This is a genomic window from Microbacterium sp. EG9, from assembly GCF_059759475.1.
Genome location: NZ_CM186217.1, coordinates 289,491 through 313,153, shown reverse-complemented (window position 1 = coordinate 313,153; position 23,663 = coordinate 289,491). Strand labels below are relative to the sequence as shown.

Annotated in this window: 19 protein-coding genes; 10 read left to right on the top strand and 9 right to left on the bottom strand. The window is 69.1% G+C overall.

Annotated features, from left to right (window positions below; translation table 11 throughout):
• Window positions 1-65: 65 nt before the first annotated feature.
• Window positions 66-1,070 carry a glycosyltransferase gene (locus AC6CQV_RS01360; RefSeq protein ID WP_498260059.1) on the bottom strand — a complete coding sequence of 335 codons (1,005 nt, stop codon included), beginning with the start codon at window positions 1,068-1,070 and terminating at the stop codon, window positions 66-68.
• 114 nt (window positions 1,071-1,184) lie between these two features.
• Here AC6CQV_RS01360 and AC6CQV_RS01355 point away from each other — a divergent pair, with 114 nt between their 5' ends.
• The 3 genes from AC6CQV_RS01355 to AC6CQV_RS01345 all read left to right on the top strand — a co-directional run bounded on the left by AC6CQV_RS01355 (window position 1,185) and on the right by AC6CQV_RS01345 (window position 4,854).
• Window positions 1,185-2,633, top strand: a complete 1,449-nt coding sequence (locus AC6CQV_RS01355) for a lipopolysaccharide biosynthesis protein (protein WP_191009054.1) — start codon at window positions 1,185-1,187, stop codon at window positions 2,631-2,633.
• Between the two features lie 146 nt (window positions 2,634-2,779).
• On the top strand, window positions 2,780-3,466 hold the full coding sequence (locus tag AC6CQV_RS01350) for a polysaccharide pyruvyl transferase family protein (protein ID WP_498260058.1): 687 nt from the start codon (window positions 2,780-2,782) through the stop codon (window positions 3,464-3,466).
• The gene (locus AC6CQV_RS01345) at window positions 3,463-4,854 is read left to right on the top strand and encodes an O-antigen ligase family protein (RefSeq protein WP_498260057.1); all 1,392 of its coding nucleotides are present in this window, start codon (window positions 3,463-3,465) and stop codon (window positions 4,852-4,854) included. Before AC6CQV_RS01350 ends, AC6CQV_RS01345 begins: the two co-directional genes overlap by 4 nt.
• Here AC6CQV_RS01345 and AC6CQV_RS01340 read toward each other — a convergent pair.
• The 7 genes from AC6CQV_RS01340 to AC6CQV_RS01310 all read right to left on the bottom strand — a co-directional run bounded on the left by AC6CQV_RS01340 (window position 4,835) and on the right by AC6CQV_RS01310 (window position 13,715).
• On the bottom strand, window positions 4,835-5,803 hold the full coding sequence (locus AC6CQV_RS01340) for a glycosyltransferase (RefSeq protein ID WP_498260056.1): 969 nt from the start codon (window positions 5,801-5,803) through the stop codon (window positions 4,835-4,837). The two genes, AC6CQV_RS01345 and AC6CQV_RS01340, sit on opposite strands and share 20 nt — an antisense overlap.
• Window positions 5,800-6,843 carry a hypothetical protein gene (locus AC6CQV_RS01335; protein ID WP_498260055.1) on the bottom strand — a complete coding sequence of 348 codons (1,044 nt, stop codon included), beginning with the start codon at window positions 6,841-6,843 and terminating at the stop codon, window positions 5,800-5,802. The genes AC6CQV_RS01340 and AC6CQV_RS01335 overlap by 4 nt, the downstream gene beginning before the upstream one ends.
• Window positions 6,840-7,934: a glycosyltransferase gene (locus tag AC6CQV_RS01330; protein WP_060960288.1), complete on the bottom strand. Its 1,095-nt coding sequence runs from the start codon at window positions 7,932-7,934 to the stop codon at window positions 6,840-6,842. The genes AC6CQV_RS01335 and AC6CQV_RS01330 overlap by 4 nt, the downstream gene beginning before the upstream one ends.
• The gene (locus AC6CQV_RS01325) at window positions 7,931-10,060 is read right to left on the bottom strand and encodes a glycosyltransferase (protein WP_498260054.1); all 2,130 of its coding nucleotides are present in this window, start codon (window positions 10,058-10,060) and stop codon (window positions 7,931-7,933) included. The genes AC6CQV_RS01330 and AC6CQV_RS01325 overlap by 4 nt, the downstream gene beginning before the upstream one ends.
• On the bottom strand, window positions 10,057-11,037 hold the full coding sequence (locus AC6CQV_RS01320; protein WP_498260053.1) for a glycosyltransferase: 981 nt from the start codon (window positions 11,035-11,037) through the stop codon (window positions 10,057-10,059). Before AC6CQV_RS01320 ends, AC6CQV_RS01325 begins: the two co-directional genes overlap by 4 nt.
• 24 nt (window positions 11,038-11,061) lie before the next feature.
• On the bottom strand, window positions 11,062-12,534 hold the full coding sequence (locus AC6CQV_RS01315; RefSeq protein WP_082734213.1) for a sugar transferase: 1,473 nt from the start codon (window positions 12,532-12,534) through the stop codon (window positions 11,062-11,064).
• Between the two features lie 302 nt (window positions 12,535-12,836).
• Window positions 12,837-13,715: a CPBP family intramembrane glutamic endopeptidase gene (locus AC6CQV_RS01310; protein WP_498260052.1), complete on the bottom strand. Its 879-nt coding sequence runs from the start codon at window positions 13,713-13,715 to the stop codon at window positions 12,837-12,839.
• A gap of 68 nt (window positions 13,716-13,783) precedes the next feature.
• Here AC6CQV_RS01310 and AC6CQV_RS01305 point away from each other — a divergent pair, with 68 nt between their 5' ends.
• The 4 genes from AC6CQV_RS01305 (at window position 13,784) to AC6CQV_RS01290 (ending at window position 18,697) form a co-directional block, all read left to right on the top strand.
• The gene (locus AC6CQV_RS01305; RefSeq protein WP_061781875.1) at window positions 13,784-14,389 is read left to right on the top strand and encodes an arsenate reductase/protein-tyrosine-phosphatase family protein; all 606 of its coding nucleotides are present in this window, start codon (window positions 13,784-13,786) and stop codon (window positions 14,387-14,389) included.
• 338 nt (window positions 14,390-14,727) lie between these two features.
• Window positions 14,728-16,059: an HNH endonuclease gene (locus tag AC6CQV_RS01300; RefSeq protein ID WP_498260051.1), complete on the top strand. Its 1,332-nt coding sequence runs from the start codon at window positions 14,728-14,730 to the stop codon at window positions 16,057-16,059.
• 142 nt (window positions 16,060-16,201) lie between these two features.
• Window positions 16,202-17,719 carry a tyrosine-protein kinase domain-containing protein gene (locus tag AC6CQV_RS01295; protein WP_060960284.1) on the top strand — a complete coding sequence of 506 codons (1,518 nt, stop codon included), beginning with the start codon at window positions 16,202-16,204 and terminating at the stop codon, window positions 17,717-17,719.
• 3 nt (window positions 17,720-17,722) lie between these two features.
• The gene (locus AC6CQV_RS01290) at window positions 17,723-18,697 is read left to right on the top strand and encodes a hypothetical protein (protein WP_498260050.1); all 975 of its coding nucleotides are present in this window, start codon (window positions 17,723-17,725) and stop codon (window positions 18,695-18,697) included.
• A gap of 21 nt (window positions 18,698-18,718) precedes the next feature.
• On the opposite strand, the gene AC6CQV_RS01285 is transcribed toward AC6CQV_RS01290, so the two are convergent.
• Entirely contained in the window at window positions 18,719-19,084 is a 366-nt protein-coding gene (locus AC6CQV_RS01285) for a response regulator transcription factor (RefSeq protein ID WP_060960282.1), read from the bottom strand.
• A 70-nt stretch (window positions 19,085-19,154) separates the two neighbouring features.
• Between AC6CQV_RS01285 and AC6CQV_RS01280 the strand changes: the two genes are divergently transcribed.
• The 3 genes from AC6CQV_RS01280 to AC6CQV_RS01270 are packed head-to-tail and all read left to right on the top strand — an operon-like array spanning window position 19,155 to window position 23,657.
• A complete protein-coding gene (locus AC6CQV_RS01280; RefSeq protein ID WP_498260049.1) occupies window positions 19,155-20,876 on the top strand; it encodes a sensor histidine kinase in 1,722 nt (573 codons plus the stop codon).
• 19 nt (window positions 20,877-20,895) lie between these two features.
• Entirely contained in the window at window positions 20,896-22,548 is a 1,653-nt protein-coding gene (locus AC6CQV_RS01275) for a sensor histidine kinase (protein WP_498260048.1), read from the top strand.
• Entirely contained in the window at window positions 22,545-23,657 is a 1,113-nt protein-coding gene (locus AC6CQV_RS01270; protein WP_498260047.1) for a hypothetical protein, read from the top strand. The genes AC6CQV_RS01275 and AC6CQV_RS01270 overlap by 4 nt, the downstream gene beginning before the upstream one ends.
• Window positions 23,658-23,663: the final 6 nt, after the last annotated feature.

The following is a 23,663-nucleotide window of genomic DNA, read 5'->3' as shown; positions in this document are numbered from 1 at the left end:
GGGCGACGCGGAGCGGTGGGCGCGCGATCCCCGCCGGCCACGACCCTTCGGGTGGTCCGTGGGGCTCATCGGACCAGCCGGCGATACACCTCTGCGTGTCTCCGTCCGATGAGCGGCCATTCGCGCGCAGCCATGTCGACGCTGTCGCCATCGCAGGTGCGCGCAAGGGCGATGGCTCGTTCGAGATCGCTCGGCGTGAGAGGCGCGGCGAACGTCAGCACCCACCGGTCGCCGAACTCGTCGACGAGCTCCCGCGTCGCCTCGCAGTCCGGCATGAGAACGGGGCGGTTCGATGAGAGGGCGAGCAACGCCGCACCAGAGTTGTACATCTCGGCATACGGCAGGGCGACGAGTGTCGACGTCGCGAGGAGTTCGGGAACCTGCTCGTCGGGGACGAACTCGAGCCGCAAGTCGACCCGCGGGTCCTCCCCGGCGATCTCGGCGAGCTGGACACCGTAGGACGGCGGCACGGGTTTGCCCGCGACGAGCAGTTCAGCGCCGGCGTCGCGGGCTCCCACGAACGCCTCTACGAGCTGATCGCTGTTCTTGTAGGGACGAAGAAGCCCGAAATGGAGTACACGGGGGATCTCCGGCAGGGGCTGATCGAGGACGAGCCCGTAGGCGTCGCGGTAGTGACCATGGGGAATCTTCTCCCAGTCCACCCCTTCTACGCCGTCCTCGCGACCGAGCAGCAGGATCCGAAACGCCACACGCGACTCGAACAGCCGAAGAGCGACGCGGGAGAGCCAGGGCAGCCGCTCGTGAGGCGTGCGGTTGTGCACCGTCCAGACGATCGGTCGGCGCCGGACGGCCAGCCACCCGAGCAGCGTGATGAACAGGACGGCGTTCCGGACACCCGTGCCGCCCTTCGTCGGGCCCGCGAGCGAGTGCGGCCAGTGCACGTGAAACATGTCGTAACGCCCGAGGAACGCGTGGCGCCAGGTGAAGTACGAAGGCGAGATCTCATCGAGCGGCAACGATTCGGCGAGCAGGCGAGTATAGGGATTCCTCGCTCGCGAGGGATCCCCGAACGACATGAGGACCCGAACTCGATCGCGCGCAGCTGTCACGGCAATCAGCCTAGGCAGTCTCTCGCGCAGGAACCTCACGCGACGGCACTTCTTAGCATGAAGGTAACCTCGCCGTGACCGACGCGAATCCGCGGCCATGAGACGATGACGGACGTGAGCTTGTCGAAGGCTGCGGCGCGTGGCGCGATGACCACCCTCGGGGGTCAGTGGATCCGTTTCGTGGTGCAGACCCTGTCCGTCATCGTCCTGGCGCGGCTGCTCACGCCCCAGGACTACGGCCTCGTGGCGATGGCGACCGCGGTGTCCGGGCTGGCGTTGCTGTTGGGCGACTTCGGTCTGTCGCTCGCATCGATTCAGTCCCAGACGATCACCCATCAGCAACGAAGCAACATCTTCTGGATCAATCTGGGCGTGGGCCTCGCGATATCGGGGATCGTCTTCGGACTGGCCTATCCCATGGCAGCGTTCTACGGACAACCGGAGGTCGCGCTCGTCGCCATGGGGATCTCCCCGATGTTCCTCCTGGAGAACTGCGCCTCGCAGTTCCGGGCCGAATGTTCCCGGAACCTGCGGTTCAAGTGGATGGCGGCCGCAGACATCATCAGTCAAACTGCGGGTCTTGCAGCCGCTGTCATCGTCGCGCTGAGCGGCGGCGGGTTCTGGGCGCTCGTCGTGCAGCAGGTCGGCATCTCGCTCGTGCGGCTCATCGTGCTCGTCATCGCTGCACGTTGGGCGCCCACGCTCCCCCGCCGCGCCCAGGGGATGGGCGCGCTCTACACGTTCGGACTGAACACGCTCGGGGTGCAGTTCGTGAACTACCTCAGCTCCAACGTCGACAACATCCTGGTCGGCAAGGTCTACGGGGCGGACGCGCTCGGCATGTACAGCAGGGCGTATCAACTGTTCCGACTGCCCATGCAGCAGGTCGCGGCGCCCATGACCCGCGTCGCGCTTCCGATCCTGTCGAAGATCGAGGATCAGTCGCGGTTCAACGCCTACGTCGAGCGGGCGCAGCTGCTGCTCACGTATGTGCTCGGCGGCGCATTCATGCTTGCGACGGCGTTCGCGCTCCCCATCGTCTCCATCGTGCTGGGATCGCAGTGGACAGCGAGTGCGCCGATCTTCGCGGTCCTCGCGGCCGGCGGTGTCTTCCAGGGCATCGGGTACGTCTACTACTGGGTGTTCTTGGCCAAGGCGTTGACGGGGCTTCAGCTCCGGTACGCGATCATCAGCCGACTCCTGATGATCGCGCTGATGGTCGCCGGACTCCCCTTCGGTCCGATCGGCGTCGCCGCGGGCGCGAGCACCGGCCTGGCACTCAACTGGATCATCCTGACCATCTTCGCGATCCCGAAGGCGGGCATCGACGCGAAGTCTCTCGCGGCACAGGCGATCGTCCCGATCCTGGTGTATCTGCCCCTCGTCGCTGCCCTGCTGCCCCTGTCCTATCTCTGGAACGACGCCCTCGGAAGCTGGGGACTGCTCGGAGCGCTGTCGGGTATCGCTATCGTCTATCTCGTGGCCGTCTGGCTGACGATCCCGAGAGTGCGCCAAGACCTCAGACTGCTGACCGCCACCGCTCGCCTGATAAGGAACCGATGACCGTTCGCGACGACGTGCCCCCGTGGATCTTCCACTGGAATCCCCGCAAGCCTGTCTTCCCGGGACGGCTCGGCCGGCTGATCCCCCTGCGAAGAAGAGTCAACAACTTCGGAGACCTCCTCGGTCCGCGGATCGTCCGGCTCCTGATGCAGCAGCGCGGGGCGGTCGATCTCGGGCTCGAGGCGCCGCGGCGGCTCTTCAGCGTCGGATCGGTGCTCCACTTCGCTGCGGATGACGACATCGTCTGGGGCTCGGGCGTCAACGGGAAGGTATCGCAAAGTAGCCTGGGCTTCGAACGCCTCGATGTGCGCGCAGTGCGAGGACCGCGCACGGCAGCGATCCTGCGAGACAAGGGCATTGCAGTACCGGAGGTGTACGGCGACCCTGCGTTGCTGTTGCGGGACCTCGATCAGGATTTCGCGGGATGGTCGCTGGACAAGCGCCACAAGATCACGATCGTCCCCAACCTCAACGACCTGTCGACGCTGGGCCGGACGGCCGACGTCCTCGATCCTCGGGGACGCGTCGATGACTGCCTCGAACGGATCGCCCGGAGCGAGGTGGTCGTCGCCTCCTCCCTGCACGGCATCATCCTGGGCGAGCTCGCGGGAGCGAAGGTCGTTCCCTTCCGCGCGACGCGGGAGCACATCTTCAAGTACGACGACTACTACGAAGGGACGGGACGCGCACGACCGGAGTTCGCGCCGGATCTCGACTCCGCGTTGGATCTGGCTGCCGGCGCCGCGTCGGTGTCGGATCCCCTCGAGAACTGGGATGCCCGACCGCTGCTCGACGCGTTTCCCTGGGACGCGCTGACGACGGGCCGGGAATGAGCGCCACTGTTCCGCCGCTGCTCACGACGCCGTCCCCGGCGGCCGTCCAGCGCGCCGCGCGTGACACGCGCAACGCCAGGATGATCGGCCTGCTGTTCGGCATCTACGCCGGGACGATCGGGGTCAGGATCAGCGTCGGCGGCGGGCTGGCGTTTCCGACCGCGGTCTTCTTGATCGGCCTGGTCGCGACGCTCCTGTGCTTCGCACCGCAACGGTTGCGTCATCTGCGGATAACGTGGATCGACTTCGCGATCGTGGCCTATTTCCTCGTGCGTGTGTTGACCGAAGCCATCAACGCCGACCGGCTGGACCACTCGCCGGCATATCCGGTGGCCGTGAACGCCGCGTACTACATCACGGCGTACTACTGCGCGCGGCTGACGGTCAGCAATCGGGACGAGCTCCGCGCCTTTCTCGGCGCTTTGGCGCTGCCCTCCATCGCGGTGAGCGCGATCGGCGTGCTCCAAGTGCTCGGCGTGAGCGCCGTCACGAGTTTCGTCGTCAACTTCACGCAGAGCGACGCGGTGATCAACCGGCTCACGGACGGACGGCTCACGCGCGCATCGAGTCTCATCGGCCACTGGTCCGCCCTCGGCGGGTACCTGTGCTGCGCGGCCGCCATCGCGGCCGTGTGCCTGGTTCTCGATCGGGCGGAGGGGCGTCGGGTGTCGCGAACTCAGCTGCTCGTGTTCGCTGCGAGCATGGTGGGGGTGCTCGCCACGTTCACATTCGCCGCGATCCTCGCCGCGCTCGCGATTCTGATCGCGACGATGGCCGTCCTCGGGTACAAGGTGCGCGGCCTGCTCGCGCTCACCCTGCTGTTCGTCGCCGCGAGCGTCGTCTTCGGAGACTCCTTGCAATCGCGCTTCAACCTCCAAGACCTGCCGACGACATATCTTCCGCCGGAGTTCGCCTGGGTCCCCTCCACGCTGGCCGTGCGGATCTACCTGTGGACGACTCAGACCCTCCCCGCCATCAGCATCGAGCCGTGGCTCGGTTGGGGACACAGCGTGTTCGCGGGCGTGGGCACCTGGCCGGTCTACCCGAAGACGATCGTGTGGCCGTTCCCGGAATCCGAGTACATCAAGACGCTGATCACCGGCGGGATCGCAGAGCTGTCCGCACAGGTCCTCGTCTTCATCGGCTGGCTGACCGTCATCCGGCGGGGCGGCGGGAGCATCGATGTGCGCGCGCGCTCAGTCCTCACGGTGACCTTCGCGTCCCTGCTCATCGCGTCTTCCATCAACGCCTACTTCACGAATCAGGGAGTCCCCTCTATCTGGTGGCCTCTGGTGGGGGCGTTGGCCTTCGCCTACACGCCAGGCAGCGCACTCCCGGCATCGCGCCGAACGTCGACAGTGACGAGGACTACATCTTCCGCACGATGACCGGCGTGGCGAACGGTGCGAACTTGAGAAGGAGGAGCGCCACCGCCCGTCGTCGATCGACGCGAACAGTCCGGGTCACGACCGTCGCGACCGAGATCCTCGCTCGGGCCCGCCGACGCGCTTCGCGCGCCTCCTGCGGTGAGTAGCGAGGATTGTACGAGTCCTTGATCGCGGACAAGAGGAAGAAGCGGTGGACGAAATCCTCCACCAGCGGAAGATCGATCCCGACCCGCTGCGTGGCGGTACGGACAGCTCCTTCGACGATGGCAAGGGACTGCGCACGCCGTCGACCGGATTGGATGATCGATCCGGGACGCACGAGGTAGCGGTACTTCACCTGGTCCGTGAAGATGACCGTCGTCGCGGCGGCGAGATACGAGGACGTCATGGTGAGGTCCGAGTGCACCTCCGAGGGGGGAACCTCGATGCTCTCGATGAGCGCGCGCGAGAAGAGCTTGTTCCACAGGTGCCCCTTCAGCACGCCGGACAAGAGACGTTCGACGGCTTCGCGACCATCCATGCGAGAGGTCTGGGCAGTGGGATGCACCGGCCGGACGAGTCCCGACGGGTAGACATAGTCGGCGTCGCAGATCACTACGTCGGCTGCCGCCGACTCGGCGAGCCCCACCATCGAGCTGAGCAGCGTGGCGTCCCAATCGTCGTCGATGTCGACGAACCACACGAAGTCGCCGCTCGCGCGAGCCAGCCCCGCCCGACGTGCCCGCGCCACACCTTGATTCACCTCGAGACGCACGAGCACGACGCGAGCATCGTCGCCGACGACACGCTCGATCACACGGAGCGAGTCATCCGACGAGCCATCGTCGACCAGGATGAGCTCACCGTCCACCTCCGCGACTTCCGCGATGAGCTTCGGGAGGGATTCTTCGAGGTATGCGGACGCGTTGAAGATCGCCGCCACCGCGGACACGCGCGGACGAGTAGTCACTGGTTCACCACTTTCGACATCGTGAGGACGGTGGACTCGATCGACGCTCTCGCGCGACCCAGACTCTCGCGCAAGGCATTCTGCCGCGGCTCGATGTCCGCCGCCGCCCCGATGAGATCATCCGGGGTGACCAGGTCGCGGTCGAATGCTCCGACATCGAGACCGGCCGAGTCGAGCGTGCGCCACGCCTTCTCGCGACGGTTCGAGACCAGCGCGACCGGCAGCGCCCCCTCGGTCACGCCGATGGCGAGCGCGTGCAGTCGATCGCTGAGAACGATCCGAGAGGCTCGATAGACAAGACGGATCCGCCGCTCTTGGCGCATCATGTCGTCGTCATCCCAACGGACGTGCTCGCCGCCGACGAGCGCTGCGAGCTTGCGCGCCATCTGTTCGTCGCGTCGGATCTGGGCGACCACCAGAACTCGCAGATCGAGCTGCCGCGCCGCCTGACGGATGGCGTTGACGAGACCGGGGCTCGGCGCCGCGCCGTCATAGCGCAGGGAGACGGCAAGGACGTCACGGATGCCGGAGCCCTCACCCTCTTCGGGATCGCCCAGCCGCAACGCCCAGTCGGGGGCGACGCCTCCTACACCGATGTACTGGGCGCTCCACTGATCACGCCATTGCACGATGTGCATCAGTCGAAGTACGCACGCGACCACGATGCGCCCGCGGCCGGGCGCCCGGATGCCCACTCCCACGTGCACGTTCGTGCCGCCGCGGAGGCGGTTCAGAAGGAGAATCGGAGCGAGCCGCCCGTAGCGAAGGGCATGGCGCCCGGCCGCGCCCGACTCGCCGGCGTTGTGAGCGTAGAGCATCCCTCCCATCGCCCCCGCCAGAAGTGCTCTGCGCCACTCCGCGCGGTCTCGAACGAGGATGTCATCGTCACGCACACCCAGTCCGGAGATGTACCCGGCCGATTGACCCCCGACGAAGACCGTGAGCGGGCCGAAGCCGCGGAGGACATCGAAGAACGCTCGGCGGAGGGCTGTGTCTCCAAGATTGTCACGTTGCCCCAGAGCGGAGACGAGGACCCTCATCCGGAGACGTCACGCCTCGTTCGATCGAGCAGAGCCTCGAGGAGCGAGACACTGTTCTCGGGCGAGAACCGGTGCAGCCACCTGCTCGTGTCCGTCATCGTCAGTGCCGACGCGCGCTGCACGGCGTCCGCGATGTCCGAGGGCCGATCCGAGACGGCGAGCTCACCCGTGATGCCGGGGACGATGGCGTCCGCGACACCGAGCGCTGCGGAGAGGGCGACCGACGGGAACCCCGCCGCCGCCGCTTCGACCAGGACGTTTCCGAATCCTTCACGATCCGAGGGGAGCAGCACGACGGCATCGGCGGGGAACTGCGTGAACCAGTCCTCGACCCATCCCTTGAACTCGATGTCCACGCCGGCTCGCCGCGCCGCGAGCTCGACGCTCGCCTTCAACGGCCCGTCGCCGAAACTCACCACCCTGACCGACACGCCGCGGCGCGCGAGTTCGGCGGCGGTCGCGACGGCGAGTTCCGGTCGCTTCTGCGAAACCAGTCGCGAGGGCAGCACGATGGAGATCGTGTCGCTCGGCTGACGCGTGCCGTCCGCAGCCGCGGCTCGGCTCGTCTTGGCCGTCGCCGGGTTGGGGATGACGGTGCAGCGCTCACTGAGCACACCGAATCCCGCCACGAGTTCGGCGGCGACCGGATGCGAGATCGCGACGACGTGATCTGCCCAGGGATAGACCAGCTTCGCGATGCGGATCTTCACCCGGTGGGACAGCGACGCGGACCTCAGCCCCAGAGAGACGAGGTTCCTCTCCGAGATGAGCACCGCCGGGCGGTCCTGCCGAGATATCAGGCGTGAGGCGATGAGTGCGAGGAGATTCGGATGCGCCTGCAGCGCCAGCACGACATCCGGCTTCTCCCGCTGCATGGCCTTGGCGATCGCCCGGACCTTCGCGACCTGCCCTCCGCGCCCCTTGAGCGAATGGAACTCGACACCCGCCGGAGCGTACGCGGGGTCGACGTCTCCTGCGGTGAGAACCGTCACGACGTGATGGCCGCGCTCGACCAGCGCCCCCATCCATGTGCGCGCCACGAACTCTGCGCCGCCTCCGCGCAGCGCCGGCACGACGAACATGATCCTCATCGAGCGATCTCCTCTACTGCTGCGCGATCGCTGCCGTAACGCGCATCCCGCGCCTCGGTCCATGCCCGCTCGAGGACGGGCGCCACGGCCTTCATCGAGTAGTTCTCCTCGAAGCGCTGCAGCCCGCGCGACGCGACGTCACGGCGCTTGGCGGCATCGTCCATGAGGGTGCCCAGTGCGGCGGCGAGCTCATCGACGTCTCCCGGGGGCACGATGAGCCCCGCACCCTCATCGAGGAGCTTCTCGATGCCGCCGACGCTCGTCGCCACCACCGCACAGCCGTTGGCCATGGCTTCGATGAGGAACATCGGCATCGCTTCATCGAACGACGGCAGGACGGCGATCTCGGCGCCGGCCAGATCCGCCATCAGCTCATCATGCGGCTGGGAACCCGTGAACTCGGCGTTCGGGATGGAGAGCCCGGCGAAACTCGAATCCACGATCGGCCCCACGATGCGCAGGTTCCAGTCCGGACGCGTTGCAGACACTCGCGACCACGCCTCCAGCAGCGGGCCGACACCCTTCCTTCGCGACACCGCACCGCCGAACACGACGGTGGGTCGCTTTGCCGAGGATGCGGCCTCCTGAACGGCATTCGGGATCAGCTTCACGTCGCTGTCGGGGAGGAGGTGCGAGACGGCGTCCGCCGTCTCCTCGGAGAGGACGACCACGGTGTCCGCGGCGGCCAGCACTCGTCTCACGAGCTTCGGCCGCTCCGTGGCGAAGGACACGAACTCGCTGCCGTGCAGATGAGCGACGGTCGCAAAACCACGGATGTCGGCGAGCCGGAGCAGCATCCCCTCCCGCCAGAAGGATCCCCCCTGGGACAGATGCACGACGATGACGTCGCGACGGTCCCTCCTCTTGGTGAGTATCTTGGCGGCGGCCGAGAGGAAGAGCCAGGTGCCGCGCAGACCGCGCGTCCCGTCCCGCGAGACGATGACGTGGGATGTGCTCTGATCGAACGACCAGTTCAGATAGGAGTTGACGACCTGCGTCATGCCGCCCGCCACCTCGCCCGACCGTCCCACGTGCCAGACCCGCTGCGGAGAGTCGCCGTCGCCGTCGAACAGCGTGGCGATCTCGGCGCGGACCTCGGCCAGTTCCGCGCGCGCGGCTCGCGCCGCTGCCTGAGTCTCCTCGACGCGTTCGATCGCGGCGGCCAGGTGGTCCTGCAGAAGCTGAGCATCGGCGCCGGCGGCGGAGACGGAGACGCCGTCGATGCCGGCCGCCCTGAAATGGCGATCGATCTTGTCCGACCCGTCCGTGAGCAGCGCCGCCGGGGCCACGCCCTCCGTTGTGGCCGCGATCAGCACGTGAAGGCGATCGCTCACGGCGAGGAGCGATTCCCGGTAGAGGTCGCGCAGAGCCTCCTCGTGCTCGAGGGGACGGGAACCGTCCCAATCGTGCAACGCACCTTCCAAGCGCTGGGCGAGCACCGCGGACCGTTCACGGTCGCGCAGCACCTGCACGACGCACACGATGGCGAGGTCGTGTTCGTCCGCCGTCCGCCGCACGGCGTCGAACCATGCGTCCGAGGGCAGATCGCGATCGCTTCGCATCGACACGACCATCTTCGACCGCGTCGGGCGCTCCGCGCTCGCCGCGGCGGGCAGGCGCTCCGCCTGACCGAACGCCAGATCCGGCATGAGGCGACCGCGGAAGTACTCCGCGGTTCGCGTGTCGCGCCACAGTGTCACGTGCGAGAGGCCGATCGATGGCTTCATCAGCATACGGGGAAGGGGGGCGAAGTCTCGACTTCCCGCACCGACCCTCGCGACGGGGCCCCGTCTCAACCGCACCAGAGCCACCGCCGGCAGCATCCCGAGATGCTCCTTCATGCCTTTCAGCGTCAGCTGGATCTCGCCCGGCTTGAAGACGTAGGCGGCATCGCCTCGCGCAGCGCTTCGCAGCAGCGCCCGGTACCACGCCGTGAAGCTGTAGTAGATCGTGGAATCCGGGCCCGCATCCAACGCGTCCGCGTAGCCCTCCGGAGCCGCACCGACATAGACGTGGAGCTTTCCGAACGGACGCAGCCACTCGATCAGCTCGCGCCGGAGGATGATGTCACCGATGTTGTCGTGCTGCCCGACACCGGGGACGAAGATGTGACGTGCAGAACTCACTGTGTGGCTTCTCCGGGGGAGATGGGACGGACGCGCTTGCTGCTCGCTTCGACCAGCAGGTCGGCGGTCATCTCGTAGGGGTCGACAGCGGTGGCGATGCCCAACTCATTGACCAGCTCCGCGATCTGGGCTTGGTGATCATCGACGTGCTCGCCTCTCTGGCTCTTCCGCACGGCGAGAACGGGATGAACACCGAGCTCCAGAAGCTCGAGGAGCGACCCGACGCCGGCGTGGCTGATCACGACATCAGCGTTACGCGCGTACTCCGAGAACTCATCCGCCCGGATGTGCTCGAACACGTGCCCGGGGAGATCCGTCCGGCCGGTCGTCTCACCGACCTGCCAGATCGTGCGGTCATCCGCCAAGCCCGTCGCGAGCACGGCGTCGATGGCCGAATCGAACCGGTACTTCTTGATGGTGCCCAGCGTGACGAACAGACGCGGCCGATCGACCGGCTGTCCCACCTCGGTCGTGAACTCCGCGAGCACGCTGCGGTGAGGCTTCCACCGTCCTGACGCCCACTGCGGGTGCTGCGTGAAGGTCTCGAATCGGCGCATCGCCGCGAGCATCCGTCCGGACATCGACGGGCCGGAGACGCGTGAGACGCTCTCGATGTACGTGCAGGGGATGCCGAAGCGTCGCGCGAGCGGCAGCGCCGACACCGCCAGCGCCGCGCCCGTGCTGTACGCCGCGTCGAAGTCGTTCTCGTTCCTCAGATGTTCGGCGATCAGACGCCGCGCCCGGAGAGCGCCCTTCCAGTCACGAGGTTCGACGTAGGGCACGTAGAAGACCCGCTTGTCGGCGAGCAGCGACTTGCTCTGAGCGGTGTCGAAGGTGATCCACAGCGAGTCCTCGCTCGCGCCCAGCGATTCGGCGAATCGGGACAGTTGCGCGAGATGGCCTCCCGTCGATGCGACGAGGAGGAGCTTGCGGGCACCCACGGAGCTGAGGGTCGGCTGGGTCTGGGGGGAACTCATGACCATGCCCTTTCGGTTCGTTGACTAGGACGCGGAGTCGCCCGGCGCGACGGCCGCGCGGGCGGTCTTCGCGAGAATGGCGAGGTCGCCGACGAGCGACCAGTTCTCGACGTAGGAGAGATCGAGCCGCACGGTGTCCTCCCACGACAGCGTCGACCGGCCGCTGACCTGCCACAGGCCGGTGACGCCCGGCTTGACGAGGAACCGCCGATGGACATGCGTGGCGTACTGCGCGACTTCGCTGGGAAGGGGAGGGCGAGGACCGACGAGTGACATCGATCCGCCGATGACGTTGAAGAGCTGAGGAAGCTCGTCGAGGCTGAACTTCCGCATGATCCTGCCGATCGGAGTCACACGCGGATCGTTCTTCATCTTGAACATGACCTCGTTGCCCGAGTCCACGCCCTGCTCTCGACGCTCGCGCCAAAGCTGTTCGAGCATGTCCTCTGCATTGGTGACCATGGAGCGGAACTTCAGCATCGTGAACTCGGTGCCACCGCGGCCGACGCGGACCTGCCGGAACAAGACGGGCCCCTCCGAGGAGAGCCGCACGCTCATCGCCAGGAATGCCAGGAGCGGGCTGAGCACGACGACGCCGACGACGCTCGCGACGATGTCCACCGCACGCTTCAAGAACAGCTGCCCCTTGCTGAAGCGGGGTGTCTCCACGTGGATCAGCGGCAGCCCGGCGACCGGACGGGTATGAAGACGTGGTCCCGCGATGTCCACGATGCTGGGGGCGAGAACGAGGTGCTGGCGTCCGGCTTGAAGGTTCCACGAGATCTGCTTGACCTTGTCGGGGGGAAGCTCGTCCGTGCTGGTGACGGCGACGGTGTCAGCCGCCGTGCGTTCCATCGCCCGCTCGATCGCGTCTACGCTGCCCATCATCGGGATCGCGGTTCCGGGGACGAAGTCCGCGACCTTCCCGGTCGGCGTGCAGGCGCCGACGACGTGGTAACCGGCGCTCGGCGTCCGCAGGAGTTCGCGGGCGATCTGCGCGACGGACTCTTCGGAGCCGACGAGAAGGACGCGCGCCGAGTAGGCACCGGTACGCCGCTTCATGATGAGCCACTGGCGCCACAGCCAGCGCGTCCACAGAAGCACGAAGACCCCGAACGGCAGGCTCAGCAGGAGGAACCCGCGCGCGATGTCGATGCGCGTCAGGAAGGCGATGATCGCGATCGCGCCGAACAGCCGCAGACTCGCATCGACGATGCGGAGGTATTCGGTCGAGCCCGAGCCCAACACCCGGATGCTGCGCGAATCGTTCCACGACAGCGCGCCCATCCAGAGGAGGACGAGCAGGATCGAGAACACCCAATAGGAGACGTCGGTGATGCGCGCATCGTCACGAATGGCGACTTGGGCGTTGCCGAAGCCGAACCACGCGATCTGGGTACCGAAGACGACCCACATCAGGACGAGGAAGTCGCTGAGGACGAGCCGACGTTGAAAACGCCGACGCCAGTCGTCGAGTGGAGCAGGAGCAGGGGGCATGGGGATGGCGGCCTGAACCGACGGTGCCACGCGATCCGGGGCGCTTGCCGCGCCCTGAGCGGTGGGTCCTGTCGAGTCGTGAGGCGACTCCGGCGTCGCATCGACCTGAAAGCCGGTCGACACTTCGGCGTCCTCCTTCTGTTCCTCTGGTCCTGGGCCCCCCGGCTCTCGGGAGATTATCAGCCGAATGTGTCAGGCGTGTGACGCCTGCCAGCTCGGTTACTCCCGGTGACACCTGAGCGTAGGGGCCAAGGGAGGCCGGCTCATCATCCTTTTGGTGAAAACTTGGTGACTCAGGTGACTCAGATGAGAGCGGTACCGACGACCACGAGGGCGAGATACGTCACGTTGTAGACGACGTGGGTGAGCACCGCACCCCAGATACGGCCCGTCAGGAGCACGACGAGCGCGCACGTGGCACCGACGGCGAAGAGTTGGATGCCGTCACTCAGCGTCAAGACGCCGGCGGTCGCATGCAGCAGCACGAACCCGCCCGCCGACACCAGCAGCGCCGTCATTCCGGCGGCGACACCGCCCACGCCGCGTCGCAGCAGCTGGTAGACCGCCACGAGCACGACCGTCCGGAAGAAGAACTCCTCCACCACGGGCGCGATCACCCCCGCGGGGAGGGCGTCGGTGAGCCACCACCCGGACGGCAGGGATCCGTCGAGACTCACGGCGGAGGGGAAGGACGCGGCATCCGCGCCGCTCACCCATCCCTGCATCATGCGCAGTGCGATCCCCAGCCCGAGGCCCCACAGCAGATCGGTCGGCCGGAAGCGCAGGAGCCCGGCAGGCCGGCCGCGCAGGAAGGCGAAGGCGATCGCAGCACCGAGTCCCGCCCACAGCACGACGGTCGACGCGAGTGGTGCCCACGGCGCCGCGATGCGACTGACCGCCCCTCCGCCGACCACCCCGATCCCGACGCCGATCAGCGCCGCCGACAGCACCGTCAGGTCCCACCGCCGCACGGCACGGCCGCCCTCGCGCCAGTCGGTGCGCTTGCGGCGCCGGCGCGGCCGATGGGCGGCATCCGGGGTCGACGCGGGCGTGGCCCGTTCCGCCTCGCTGCGCTCGCTCGGCGACCGGGACGCGTCGGCGGGAGCGGGATGTTCCGGCGCGCCGGACTCCCCCCTCGGCCGGGGGGAAGGCGAAGCGGGGTCGCTAAGCTGATCGGGCACGTGGCCAAACTACCGGTCGCGCAGCGAGCCACACACTCCCCCCGCTCCTCCCGACACCGGAAGTCACCGTGCTCGAGATCCTCACCGTGTGCACCGGCAACATCTGCCGCTCCCCTCTGGCCGCGCAGCTGCTGGCCCTCCGCCTCGCCGACCTGGACGTGTCCGTCACCAGCGCGGGCACGCGCGCACGCGAGGGGATGCCGATGACACCGGAGGCCGCCGATCTCGCCGCCGCCCGCGGCGTCGGCCCCGCGCTCACCGCGGCGCACGGCGCCCGCTACCTCACGCCGGCTCACGTGCACGGCGCCGATCTCGTGCTGGCGATGGCGCGCGACCACCGCCGCGAGATCGTCGAACTCGATCCGTCGCGCACGCGCAGCGCCTTCACCGCACGCGAGTTCGCGCGGCTCGCGGGCGACGTCACCGACGAGGAGCTGCGGACGGCCGCGGCCGGCGCGGGCGATGCGGCCGGTCCGCGGGAGCGGTTCGCGGCGGCGCTCGCCGTGATCGCCGGCCGTCGCGGGATCACCCTGCCCCCGGCATCCCCCGATGAGGACGACGTCGTCGACCCGTACGGACGCTCCGCGGCGACGTACGAACGCTCCGCGGCGGAGCTCGAGCCCGGACTCGCCGCCGTCGAGCGCGTGGTGCGGATCGCGCTGACCGGTCGTTGAGCGAGCGCAGCGAGTCGAACCACCCACCCACCCCCGGTCGTTGAGCGAGCGAAGCGAGTCGAAACGCCCACCCACCGGTCGTTGACCGCGCGCAGCGAGTCGAAACGCCCACCCCACCCCCGGTCGTTGAGCGAGCGCAGCGAGTCGAACCACCCACCCCCATCCGGTCGTTGAGCGAGCGCAGCAAGCCGAAACACCCACCCACCCCCGGTCGTTGAGCGAGCGCAGCGAGTCGAAACACCCACCCCCACCCATCCGGTCGTTGAGCGAGCGCAGCGAGTCGAAACGCCTGTGGATAACTCACTCCAGTGTCGTATCTATGTTCTAATGTCGAAGGCATGGAGAACCGACTCAATGGCATCGCCGCAGCGCTCGACGCGCTGACGGCCGCCGGTGGTGGCCGGGCTCCGGAGGCGCTCTCACCGGGCGAGCTCATCGAGGTGAACCGCATCTTCGGTCAGCTCATGCGACAGGTGGATGCCGCGTTCGCTCCCGTCGCCGCGGAGATCGCCCGGCAGTCGCGACCGCAGCTGGGCGGCGACTCCCTCGCGAAGCGGCAAGGCTTCCGGTCTCCGGTCGCGCTGATCCAGGCGACCACCGGCACGAGCGTCTGCGAGGCGACCAGGCTGGTGCAGGTCGGCGAGGCGACGGCGTCGCGGGCGACGTTCGGCGGCGACGAGCGGCCGGCGGCGCATCCGCATGTGGCGGTAGCGGTCGCGGCGGGCACGCTGGGTATGACGGCGGCATCCGCGATCATCGGGCTGCTCGATCGGCTGGCACAGCGGGTCGACGCAGACCGTCGAGACGCGGCCGAGCAGGACTTGTGCGAACGGGCACCGGGGCTCCGCGCCGACGAGCTGTCGCGGCTGCTCGCGCGGGCCGAGGCGCAGCTCGATCCCGACGGCATCGCCGCCGCACACGAGGAGCACCGGTCGCAGCGTGCCTTGCGCGTCCAGGAGCGCGACGGGATGCTGCATCTGACCGGTGTGTTCGACCTGGCCAGCGGTGCGCCCATCAAGACCGCGCTCGATGCGATGGTGACGCGGGTTCTCCAGCAGAACGAGCATCGCGACGACGCGGCGCGAGACGAGCGCACGCTGCCACAGATGCGCGCCGACGCTCTCCACGAGCTGTGCGCGCACGCTCTCGGATGCGATCGGGTGCCGACTGCGGCGACGACGACCGTCGTGGTGCGGATGACCCTCGACGAGCTCGAGTCGGGGCGAGGACTGGCGAGCATCGACGGGTTCGATGCCGCACTGCCCGCGGCCGAGGTGCGGCGGCTGGCGGCGGATCTGCAGGTCATTCCGTGCGTGCTCGGCGGCGCCAGCGAGATCCTCGACTGGGGACGTGCGCGGCGACTGTTCTCCCCGGCGCAGAAGCTGGCTCTCGCCGAACGGGACGGGGGCTGCGCCTTCTGCGGGGCGCCCCCGCCGTGGACGCACGGTCATCACCTCTCCTGGTGGGATCGAGATAGCGGACCGACCGACATCGACAACGGCGTGCTGCTGTGCACCGGATGCCACCATCGCGTGCACGACGACGGTTGGGAGATCCGCATCGACGGCCGCGGCACGGCGGCGGGCGTCTGGTTCGTGCCGCCGCCCTGGATCGATGCGGACCGCACACCACGGCTCGGCGGGAACGCGCGGTATGCACTGCGGGGGTGAGTCCGGGTGCGAACGACCCACCCGCGCGGCATCGTGCTGTTGCCACCTGGACACCGGCACGAAACATGGCCTATGGCAGACTGAGTCCGATCGTCCGGCCTCCACCCCCCTCTTGGCCGGCAGCGCATCTTCGAGAGGCACCATGGAGCTCAGCGACTACATCCGCATCCTCCGCAAGAACTGGCTCGTGATCGTTGTCCTGACCCTCCTCGGGCTCGGGGCGGCCGCGGGGTACTCGCTCACGCGCACGCCGATCTACGAATCGTCGAGCACGGTCTTCGTCTCGACCCAGACGGCGGGCACGGCTGCGGAGCTTCAGCAGGGCTCCAACTTCACTCAGGCCCGCATCAACACGTACGTCGGTCTCGTGAGCACGCCCGTGGTCCTCAACCCGGTGATCGCCGACCTCGGTCTCGCCGTGACGGCGGAGTCGCTGGCGGGGCGCGTGAAGGCGTCGGCCACGCTGAACTCGACCCTGATCACCATCAGCGTGTCGGACCCCGACGCGGTCCAGTCGGCGAAGCTGGCGAACGCGATCGCGGCCAGCCTCGCGTCGGCGGTGCCGCAGCTCGAGCCCGAGACCGCGGCGGGCGGGAGCCCCGTCCGACTGAGCCGCGTCAGCGACGCGCAGCCGGCGCTGAAGCCGTCGAGCCCCAACGTCCCGCTGAACCTCGCGCTCGGAACGCTCATCGGTCTCGCGCTCGGCATCGGTGTCGCCGTCCTGCGCACGACGCTCGACAACCGCGTGCGCACGCCGCGCGACGCCGAGCAGATCACCGGCGCCCCCGGCATCGGCGCGATCGCGTACGACGCGAAGGCGAAGGAACGCCCGCTCATCGTGCACGCCGACCCCCTCAGCCCGCGAGCCGAGTCGTTCCGGGCACTGCGCACCAACCTGCAGTTCCTCGACATGGGCGGTCGGTCGAGTTTCGTGATCACCAGCTCCATCCCGAGCGAGGGCAAGTCGACCACGACGATCAACCTCGCCATCGCCCTGGCCGACGCCGGAAAGCGCGTCGCTCTGCTCGACACCGACCTCCGCAAGCCCAAGGTCGCCGAGTACCTCGGCCTGGAGGGCGGAGCGGGACTCACCGACGTTCTCATCGGACGCGCGAAGGTCAGCGAGGTCATGCTCCCGTGGGGTGGCCGCAGCCTCTTTGTGCTCCCCGCCGGCAAAGTGCCGCCGAACCCGAGCGAGCTGCTCGGCTCGCACCAGATGAGCATGCTCCTCGACATGCTCGAGCAGGACTTCGACGTCGTCCTGTGCGACGCGCCGCCCCTGCTCCCCGTGACGGATGCCGCGATCCTCGCGCGCGCCACGAGCGGCGCGCTGCTGATCGTCTCCGCCGGCAAGACCACCCGCCACCAGCTCACCGGGGCGACCGAAGCGCTCAACACGGTGGGCGCCAAGCTCGCCGGGTTCGTCATGTCGATGGTGCCCACACGCGGTCCGGACTCCTATTACTCCGCCTACGGGTACGGATACGGCTACGGGTACGGGTACCGCGAGGCCCCCGCGAAGAGCGACAAGGCCGGCCGCAAGGCGGAGAAGCGCCGCGGACGGTCGACGCCGCTGGCCACCGTCCCCGCAGCGCCGACGCTGGACGAGCTCGGGTTCGACTCCCGCCGCGAGGCGCGCGAGGCCGACAGGGAGAGCTGACACGTGCCCCGCCAGCGCCGCTTCACCGCGACGCGGGGCGGTGTCACCGTCATCGCGATCGGGCTCACCGTGCTCGCTGTCGCGGTCGCCGCCCTGAGCATCGCCGCACTCCGTCAGGGGCGTGGTCCCGCCGAGCCCGAGACGACCGCCGGCCCGGCGCCGACCTTCACCTACGTCCAGCGGACACCGACGGCCTCCGCCGTCGCCACCCCCACCCCGACGGCGTCCGCCGTCACGGCCCCGGGCTCCGATGAGCGGTTCCTGTCCGTCGGTGCGGACGCCATGTGGCGCGGCACCGCCGGTGCGTGCGGAGGAGCGGCCCCACTGATCGAGCGCTCCGGCGACGAGGGCACCACCTGGCAGAACGTCACGCCCACCGCGAAAGGCATCGCGCAGCTGCAGAGCCTCACCTCCTTCGGCGGCCGCAACGCGACGGCCGTCGCCGATCTGGGCGCCGCGTGCGCCAAGACCACCCTGCGCACCTACACCGATGGTCAGTTCTGGGAGCCCTACCCCGAGATCTTCACCGTCGACACCTACGCCCTCCCCGGCGAGCGCGCGGTCGTCGTCGACGGCGCGAAGATCGCCGCGCCGTGCGCCACCCCCTGGGGTCTGCGTTCGACGGGCGGGGTGGCCGCGCTCGTGTGCGACGGCACCGCCTATCGGCTCGACGGCCAGGCCTGGACCGCCCTCTCGGGCGGCGCGCGCGCCGTCGCCGTGACCTCCGGCGGCGTCTACGTCGCCCAGACGGATGCCGCCTGCACCACCACCGCCACCGCCACCACGACCACGACCACGACCACCGCCGGCATCCGCGTCACCGGCCATCCCACCGGCTCGTCGGCGATCGACCTCGGCTGTGTCGAGATGGACGCGGCGGAGGCGGCCGGCCCGGTCGCCCTCGACGCGACGGCGACGGGCTCGGGCACCAGCCTCGCCCTCTGGGCCGGAACGCGCATCATCGCCGTCGCGAACTGAAGGCTCCCGGCCGAGCCGGGCTCAGGACGCGAGGAGGTCGGCGACGCGGCGGCGCAGCTCGCGCGGCGCGAACGGCTTCACGACGTAGTCGTCGGCGCCGGCCCCGCGGGCCGCGTCGATGTCGCTCTGCGCCGACTTCGCCGTCAGCATGATGATGCGCGTCTCGTCGAAGGCGTGGTCCTGGCGCAGCGTGCGGCACACCTCGATGCCCGTCATCCCCGGCATCATCCAGTCGAGCACGATCAGGTCGGGACGCTGCGCGGATGCCGCCGCGAGGCCGCGCTGGCCGTCGCCCGCGACATCGACCGAATGGCCGGCGATCGTCAGCACGGTGCGCACGAGTTCGGCGACGTCGGCGTCATCGTCGACCACGAGCACATGCGCCATGGGTGTGGCCTCCACCGAGTCTGCCCCTCGTGTACCTAGTTTCCACCCCGATTGCCATTAGCGTACTCGTATGAGAGCCCCCGGGGTGGAATACTCCGTCGCACACCGACCCGCGGCTCTCCGTCGTCGCCCCCCGCAGCGCCGCGCGCAGCAATGGCGCGCGGTCGCGTTCTGGGTGGGCGGCAGCGCGCTCATCTTCGGCCTCTCCTTCCTGGCCGTCGCCTTCGCACTCCCGGGGATGGTCGTGGCATTGTGGTGGCCCGCTGCGGGGGTCTCGGCCGTGCTGGTGCTGCGTGCCCGGGCGGCGCACCGGCCGTCGGCGGTCGCGATCGTGCTCGTGGTCACCACTCTCGGTAACCTCTTCGCCGGTCGGCCGGTGGGAGTCAGCGCCCTGTACGGCGCGGCGAACGCGGTCGAGGTGGCACTGCTGGCCTGGCTGCTCCTGCGCGGCCGGGAGGACGCACGTCTGCGCACCACGAACGACGCCGTGCGCTTCGTCGCCTGGGCGGCCGTGGCGGCGTTGGTGTTCGCGCTCACGATCGCGCTGATCAACGCGGTGCTCGGAAGCGCCGACGCGCTGCCCGCCGCGCTCGCGACGGGCGCGTCGCACTTCTCCGCCGTGCTGCTGATCGTGCCGCTCGCGCTCTTCGACCCGCAGCCCCAGTCGCCGCCGGCCGCCAGCGAGCTGGTGGGCCAGTTCATCCTCATGGTCGTCGTGCTCGCGGCGGGACTCGGCCCCCTGACACGGCTTCCCCTCGCGTTCCTCGTCTTCGTTCCGCTCGCGTGGGCGACACTGCGTTTCCCGCCGCTGCTCGCACACCTGCAGGCGCTCGCCATCGCGGTCGTCACGGTCGTGTACAGCAGGGTGAGCGTCGGCGTGTTCGCCACCTCGACCATCGACACGACCGAGCTGTCGATCACGGTGACGATCTTCCTCTCGGCGATCGCGATCTTCGCGGTGTCGACCACCACCGAGCGCAACGAGTCCCTCGTCAACGCGCGCACGGCCTTGGATGCCGCCGAAACGGCCGCCGAAGCGGCGCGGGCGACCGCCGCGACGCTGCAGGTGCGCTACGACCTGGAGCGCCAGCGTCAAGACTTCCTCTCCACCACCAGCCACGAGCTACGCACGCCCGTCACGATCATCGCGGGCTACACCGAGCTTCTCGGCGAGATCGATCTGCCGAGTGAGGCGAGGCCGTGGGTGGACGCGATCCACCGCAACACCGGACGCCTCGCCGGTATGCTCGACGACCTCCTCTCCTTCAGCCGCACGCAGGCCGAGCGTCCACGGCCCACCGACATCGCCGCCACCGATCTGGTGACCACCGTCGTGAGCCGGCACGTCGAGGTCGCCGCCGCGCGAGATCTCGCCGTCACGGTGGGGGCGATCGGCGATCTCGGCGTCATCGCCGATCGCGACGACGCCATCCGCGCCCTCGGCAACCTGGTCTCCAACGCCGTGAAGTTCACGCCGGACGGCGGTCGCGTCCACATCGAGGCGACCGACGTCGCCGGCGACGTCATGATCACCGTCAGCGACACCGGTCCCGGCATCGGTCCCGACGCGCTGGGCCAGGTCTTCGATCCCTTCTACCGCGGAGAGCAGTCCGAGGTGCGCGCCATGCCCGGCACGGGACTGGGACTGCCGATCGCGCGTATGCTCGCGCGGCGCAACGGGGGCGAGGTCATGCTCGTGTCCCTCCCCGGTCACGGCACGAAGGCCACGCTGCTCCTTCCTCGCGTCGGTGGCGCGGACGACCTGGATGAGAGCGCGGAGGACGCTCAATAGACTGCCGTGTGAGGAACCGATGACCACCCCCCGCGTCGAGAGTCGATGGGCCGACAGCCAGCTGATCGGCACCGTCGTCAGGTCCGTGTGGCAGTGGCAGCTGGTGGTCGCCTTCAGCACGGTCGCGGTCGCCGTGGGCATCGCGCTGCTCGATCCGCACCTCTTCGGCGACATCGCCTTCCTCGCCGGCCTCACCGCCATCGCGGGCGCCACGATCGCCGCGATCGTGATCCCCTGGGCGCGCCACCGCGACGCCGTGGTCGCGCTGCCCCTGTTCGACGCCGCCGCCATCGGGTTGCTCGCGATGTCCGACGAAGCGCTCGGCTACCTCTGGGTCATTCCCATCGCGTGGGTCGCGACCTACTACTCGATGGCGGCCGTCACCGCCGCGCTGGTGGTCGTGCTGGCCCTCCAGCTGTGCCGCTGGGCCGTTCCGGGCAGCGCCGCCGCCTCGCCGCTCGAGATCGTCATCGTCCTGCTGGCGCTGGGCTTCCTCGGCGTCGCGATGAACCAGGGCGCGCGACGAACACGGGCGTTCCGCCTCCTCATCCGCCGCCAGTCCCGGCAGCTCGACCGCTCGGTCGCGCGGATGACCGTCCACGAGGACCGCGCCAACGGACTGTTCGACACGATCAGCACCGCGCTCGCCCGTGTCGACGACCGCGGCCAGCTCGATCTCGCGAACGCCGCGTACCGGCACCTCTATGCCTACGACAACGACGACTACCGGCATCCCCCGCGCGCCGTCGAGTACGACGGCTATCGCGGCACGGCGCTGCCGCGCGAATCGACCTCCATCGCGCGCGCCGGACGCGGCGAGCGCACCGAGAACGAGCTGCTGTGGCTCTACGACGCGAGCGGCAACTGGCGCGCGCTGTCGCTGTCGATCCGGGGTCGCACCGTGATGCAGGAGTCGGCGCCCGACGCGGAGGTCTCGATCATCCAGCTCGACGACGTGACCGCGCACGAGTTCGAGCGTCGACAGCAGCGCGCGGCGACCAGCGCCGTCTCCCACGAGCTGCGCAACCCCCTGACGGTGATCCTCGGGCACGCCGACCTGCTGCTCGACAGCGACGAGCTCACGCCCGCGCAGCGAGAGCACGCCGCCCTCATCGAGGGCGCGGCCGAGCGGATGATCACGCTCACGGCATCCTTGCTCGACACCCACCGCACGACCGATCACGCCGACGGATTCGATCTGCGCGGGCTCTCGATCGCCACGGTCGACGCCTTCGCGCCGGCCGCCGCCTCCGCCGACATCGATCTCACCCGCGACGGCGACGAGCCGCTCCCGGTCTCGGGGGACGGATTCCGGATGCGTCAGGTGGTCGACAACGTCATCAGCAACGCCATCAAGTACACGCCGCGCGCCGGGACGGTCCGTGTGTGGACGACCCGCGAGGGGGACGAAGCCGTGCTGCGCGTCGCGGACTCCGGCATCGGCATCGCGCCGTCCGATCTGGATAGTGTGTTCGTACCGTACTTCCGCGCCCGCAGCGCCACCGCGAGCGGCATCGCCGGCACCGGCCTCGGGATGTCGATCGCGCGCACGATCGTGGAGGAGAACGGTGGCACCATCGCCCTGGACAGCGCGCTGGGATCGGGAACGACCGTCACGGTCCGCCTCCCTCTGACGCACGGACGAGACGACGAGAGCGGGGACCAGGCGTGACCGAGATCGAACCGCTGCTCATCACCCTGTCGACGGTCTGCACGGCCATCATGATCGGCCTGGGCTTCCTGCCGCATCCCTCCCGCGAGTCCGCGATCTGGGCGAGCGCCTTCGTCGCCGCGATGGTCGCGACCTATTTCGATGCGGCGTCCGAGACCCTCGGCGGCGCCTGGCCGCGCGCCCTCGCGGAGGCCCTCAACGTCGCGGCGCTCGGCCTGGTCTGGGTCGGCATCCGGGTGCGCATCGGACGACGCCACGTGCTGCTCGTGCCGACGCTGCTCGTGTCGGCGCTGGTGGGGGTCGCGCTCGCGGTGAGCGCCGACACCGACGCGCAGCCGCTCGTCCTCGCCGTCGGGCTCGTGCTCGTCGCCGCCGTGTCGGCCGCCATCGCCATCGAGCTGTTCGCGGTGCGCTCCGCACAGCGCGCCGCGACCATCCCGCTCACCATCGCCGCGGGGCTCATCAGCGTCTTCGCCCTCATCTGGTTCGTGTCGGGCCTCGTCCGTCCTGCGGAGGACAGCATCGGCACGCTCCTCATGGCGCAGCAGTATGCCCCCGCCGTCGCGGTGGTCACGCTGGTCACCGCCCTGGTGTCGCTGCTCCTGCTCGTACGCACCGAGGCGCCCGTCGCCGACGAGGACGCGCCCACCGGGTTCCGCGCCGTCGCCGTCGATCGCCTCGTCCGCGCCGAGCGCTTCGACGACGCGTGGTGGTCGCTGCTCGACGTGCGCCTCGACGATCCCCTCGCACTGCGCGAAGCCTCCAGCGCGCTCGCCTACACCCGCGTGCTCGACCGCTTCGCCGCGGACGTGTCGGCCGTTTTCCCCGCCGAAGCCGACCTCGACCGCGTCGAGCCGAACCGCATGCTCGTGCTCCTGCCGCGGCACGAGGCCGCGGTCCGACCGATGCTGCGTTCGCTGCTGGAGCGTGTGTCGACGGTGTCGAGCGACCAGTCCATCGATGTGCGACTGTCGGCCAGCATCGGATGGGCGAGCGTCTCGCTCATCGGGTACGACCTCGACGACCTCATCGCCGCCGCCGCGGCCGCGGCCGACGAGGCCCAGCTGTCCGGCGGCGACCGCTGGGAGCGCGCGAGCATCGTCGCGTAGGCGGTC

Bases quoted from the DNA above. Each gene is read 5' to 3' on its own strand.
- AC6CQV_RS01320 (WP_498260053.1), bottom strand. From the start codon at position 11,037: ATGAGTTCCCCCCAGACCCAGCCGACCCTCAGCTCCGTGGGTGCCCGC.
- AC6CQV_RS01275 (WP_498260048.1), top strand. From the start codon at position 20,896: ATGACCACCCCCCGCGTCGAGAGTCGATGGGCCGACAGCCAGCTGATC.
- AC6CQV_RS01315 (WP_082734213.1), bottom strand. From the start codon at position 12,534: ATGCCCCCTGCTCCTGCTCCACTCGACGACTGGCGTCGGCGTTTTCAA.
- AC6CQV_RS01285 (WP_060960282.1), bottom strand. From the start codon at position 19,084: ATGGCGCATGTGCTCGTGGTCGACGATGACGCCGACGTCGCCGAACTC.
- AC6CQV_RS01280 (WP_498260049.1), top strand. From the start codon at position 19,155: ATGAGAGCCCCCGGGGTGGAATACTCCGTCGCACACCGACCCGCGGCT.
- AC6CQV_RS01295 (WP_060960284.1), top strand. From the start codon at position 16,202: ATGGAGCTCAGCGACTACATCCGCATCCTCCGCAAGAACTGGCTCGTG.
- AC6CQV_RS01350 (WP_498260058.1), top strand. From the start codon at position 2,780: ATGCAGCAGCGCGGGGCGGTCGATCTCGGGCTCGAGGCGCCGCGGCGG.
- AC6CQV_RS01300 (WP_498260051.1), top strand. From the start codon at position 14,728: ATGGAGAACCGACTCAATGGCATCGCCGCAGCGCTCGACGCGCTGACG.
- AC6CQV_RS01345 (WP_498260057.1), top strand. From the start codon at position 3,463: ATGAGCGCCACTGTTCCGCCGCTGCTCACGACGCCGTCCCCGGCGGCC.
- AC6CQV_RS01335 (WP_498260055.1), bottom strand. From the start codon at position 6,843: ATGAGGGTCCTCGTCTCCGCTCTGGGGCAACGTGACAATCTTGGAGAC.
- AC6CQV_RS01330 (WP_060960288.1), bottom strand. From the start codon at position 7,934: ATGAGGATCATGTTCGTCGTGCCGGCGCTGCGCGGAGGCGGCGCAGAG.